Here is a 3,056-nt window from a genome sequence, read left to right as displayed (position 1 = left end):
ATCTGGCTCGATAATGCCATGTACGGCGATAAGGATAAATGGTTTTTACTGGGACGCGTGCGATTTCAGCGGTTTCCGCTTCTCTACTACGGCAGCGGTCCGGATACGCCGGGGGATAATCCCGCCGTTGTGGACGCCATGTATCTCATTGCGAGGCAACGATTACTGCGAAAAGTGGTACCCAATTTTTTTGTTGGGCCACAGGTAGATTTTCAGCATCTGTACAATGCTGACTTCCAGCAACCCCGTGAAGGACAGGCGTACCCCTTGCCACTGGGTGCGGAAGGTTCAACCAATGTAGGTTTGGGACTGGGGGTTGTTTACGATAATCGGCACAATGTACTAAACGTACGGAAGGGATTGTTCACGGAACTGGGCTTTCTCTCCTACCGAAAAACCTGGGGTAGTAGCGAGAACTTTTTTGGCATTACGTTCGATAACCGACTCTATCGACCTATCAATCAACGAAACGTATTTGCCTGGCAGGTGTACGGCAGCTTTATGTCGGGGAACGTGCCATTCAACTTAAAGTCACTGCTGGGTGGGGATATGATCATGCGGGGCTATTACCAGGGCCGCTACCGCGACGACCAGCTCCTGGCCACTCAGGTAGAACACCGCTGGCTGCCTTTTAGCTTTAGCCGACGTATTGGCGGAACCGTTTTTGCGTCAGCGGGTATGGTGGCCCCTCGGTTGGGCGAACTCAACTTTAAACTCGTACGCTATACGGGTGGCGTGGGTCTGCGGTACTTACTTTTCCCGAAAAAAGATATTTTCCTGCGAATGGACATGGGTCTAACCAACGAAGGGCCCGGCTTTTACATCATGACGGGCGAGGCTTTCTAAGCCAGATCAATCTTACGACTTTCCTCCAAACCCGCTACCCCCGCCAATTGCCGTACGGCGTCGGCGTTACGGGGGTCAAGGCTTACTACCCATACGTTAATCTCACTGAGTTTTTGGGTAACAGTACCATTCAGTTTTTGAATGGCGGCTTCCAGTGCCTGAGTCTGACCGGGCTGGATGGAGAGAATGTATTCTTTCATAGACGTAGCAATCGTTTAAAGGGGTTCTCTCTTTCGTTATTCTTCTGTACCTAAACTTACGCCCCACCCCATCGCCTCGTAGTAACTTTTATTCAAACCTGAAAAGACATAATTAACCTAATAGTCCATAACCTATCTCACGTTCAAACCTAAACTTCTTACGCTCAACACTAAAATCTAAAGCCTCATTCTCAAACCTAAAACTTTCAAACCTTAAACCTAAAAAAGGTATAACCGCCCATCCGAGCGGTTATACACAGACAAAAAACACACCATTGCTAGTCGGTCAATGCTTCTTCATTTACGGCCAGCGGCCAGGGTTTCAGAATCAGTCGGGACAGCGGGCCCTGTACCAGTCCAGCTCCGGCATCGGTCGTTGGAATGGACAGTGGTTTCGCCGTACTCACCAGCTTCTTCCACAAGGCATAGCCCCGATTGGCTTTGCTCTGCTGGGCATAGAAAGCCGCAATACCCGCCACGTGGGGGGTTGCCATGCTCGTACCCTGCCAAGTAGCGTATTTCGTTGGCATCTTGGTAGACGAGAACACCTCCACGCCCGGAGCTACGATATCCACGTTTCCGTACGGAGCGTACTTGCCCCGGTTCGAGAAATTGGCGATTTTCATGTTTTTATCCACGGCTCCTACGGCCATAATCGAAGGGCAATTCGCCGGGTGGCTCACCGCATTGTACACCCCATTACTTCGGTTGCTGTCGTTGCCCGCCGCCGCTACAATCAGCGTGCCTTTGGCGAGTACGTTAGCCGCTACGTTTTCGAAGATCTGCGAGTACCCCTGCGTCTGCGTCCCTGCTCCCAGCGACATACTAATCACTTCGCATTTGTTGGCCAGAGCCCAGTTGATCCCCGCCAGAATACCCGCATCGCCACCGTACCCTTCATTGCTGAGCACTTTTCCGGCGTAAATGGTAGCCTTGTACGCCAGACCATACCGGGGTACATTCGGATCTGATGGATTAAGTGGACCGCAGGCGGTACCGATGCAGTGGGTACCGTGGCCGTGGCCATCCTGAACGGTTTGTCCGTTGATAAATGAAGCCGTCACGATGTTACGTCCCACAAAATCAGGGTGCTGCAAGTCCATGCCCGTATCCAGTACGGCCACTTTGATCCCGCTCCCGTTATAACTACGGTACAAGAGCGACGGCACACCCCGCACGGCCTGTAAACCCCAGGTTACGCCCGTGGCCTGTACTTCCTGTTCGGCCGTAAAAGCTTCTCCGTTGGATTTTTCCGTTTGCTGGGTACGCTCCAGTAAGGTGTCGACAGCATCGCGGAAACCCTTGAGGTATTCGCCCGTCAGCTCGTTGATGGCGTACACGACCCGCTCGGGTTCAATCAACACCGCCTGACTGGCATCGGCAACCGTTAGCGACAGGCGATTTAACTGATCGGGCACGGCATTGACCACGGCTACGCCAATCTGATCGAGGTAAATCGCTTCATTCTTCTCAAAATCGGAGTCCTGCACAAGTTCATCCGGAAAATCCGCTGAATGAGCTACTTTCAGTCCCGTCGTTTCGGTTAGGCTCGCCATGGCCGCCTGCGTATCGGTTCCTTCGGGAAACATAACCAGATACCGACCCGTAAATTCCTGGTCCGGCTTTGCGTTTTTTTGATAATCTGACATAGTGAAAAAAGTTGAAGGTTGATCGTTTCCGGTAGCAGGGCCGGTATCCCTGTATCTCGTTTAGGGCCGAAATACGTTGTAAAAATGCTCCATTTGCGGCCTGTTTATCAATCCCTAATATTGGGGACACCATACAAACAAGCGACGCTCCCGTTGCACAAGAGCGTCGCTTTTTTGAGCTATACCAGTCTATTTACCAGCGGGATACGGGAGCGGCACCCCTTCGGCAACGGGTTCGCCAAAGACGGGCATACCCGCCCGATTCCAGGTAATTTTCTGAGCCCGTGGGGAGCGTTTGCCTCCGCAACCCTGATCAGAATCCGAGTTGGCGTGGTACAACAGCCAGTCTTCTTTACCGTTG

3 protein-coding genes are annotated in these 3,056 nt (G+C 52.2%); 1 reads left to right on the top strand and 2 read right to left on the bottom strand.

The genetic code is table 11. The features are described 5' to 3' along the window. Positions 1 to 846, top strand: an 846-nt coding sequence (locus ACOJTG_RS04710) for a BamA/TamA family outer membrane protein (protein ID WP_420152758.1), incomplete at its 5' end; no start/stop codon positions are given. On the opposite strand, the gene ACOJTG_RS04705 is transcribed toward ACOJTG_RS04710, so the two are convergent. Next, positions 843 to 1,046, bottom strand: coding sequence for a S8 family serine peptidase (locus ACOJTG_RS04705; protein ID WP_420152757.1), 204 nt, complete (start codon positions 1,044 to 1,046; stop codon positions 843 to 845). The genes ACOJTG_RS04710 and ACOJTG_RS04705 overlap by 4 nt on opposite strands. A gap of 278 nt (positions 1,047 to 1,324) precedes the next feature. Further along, positions 1,325 to 2,695: a S8 family peptidase gene (locus tag ACOJTG_RS04700; RefSeq protein WP_420152756.1), complete on the bottom strand. Its 1,371-nt coding sequence runs from the start codon at positions 2,693 to 2,695 to the stop codon at positions 1,325 to 1,327. Positions 2,696 to 3,056 lie beyond the last annotated feature (361 nt).

The organism is Siphonobacter sp. (genome assembly GCF_048595215.1).
GTDB lineage: Bacteria > Bacteroidota > Bacteroidia > Cytophagales > Spirosomataceae > Siphonobacter.
The sequence above is the reverse complement of the archived record's forward strand: the minus strand, read 5'-3'. Positions and strand labels throughout refer to the sequence as shown.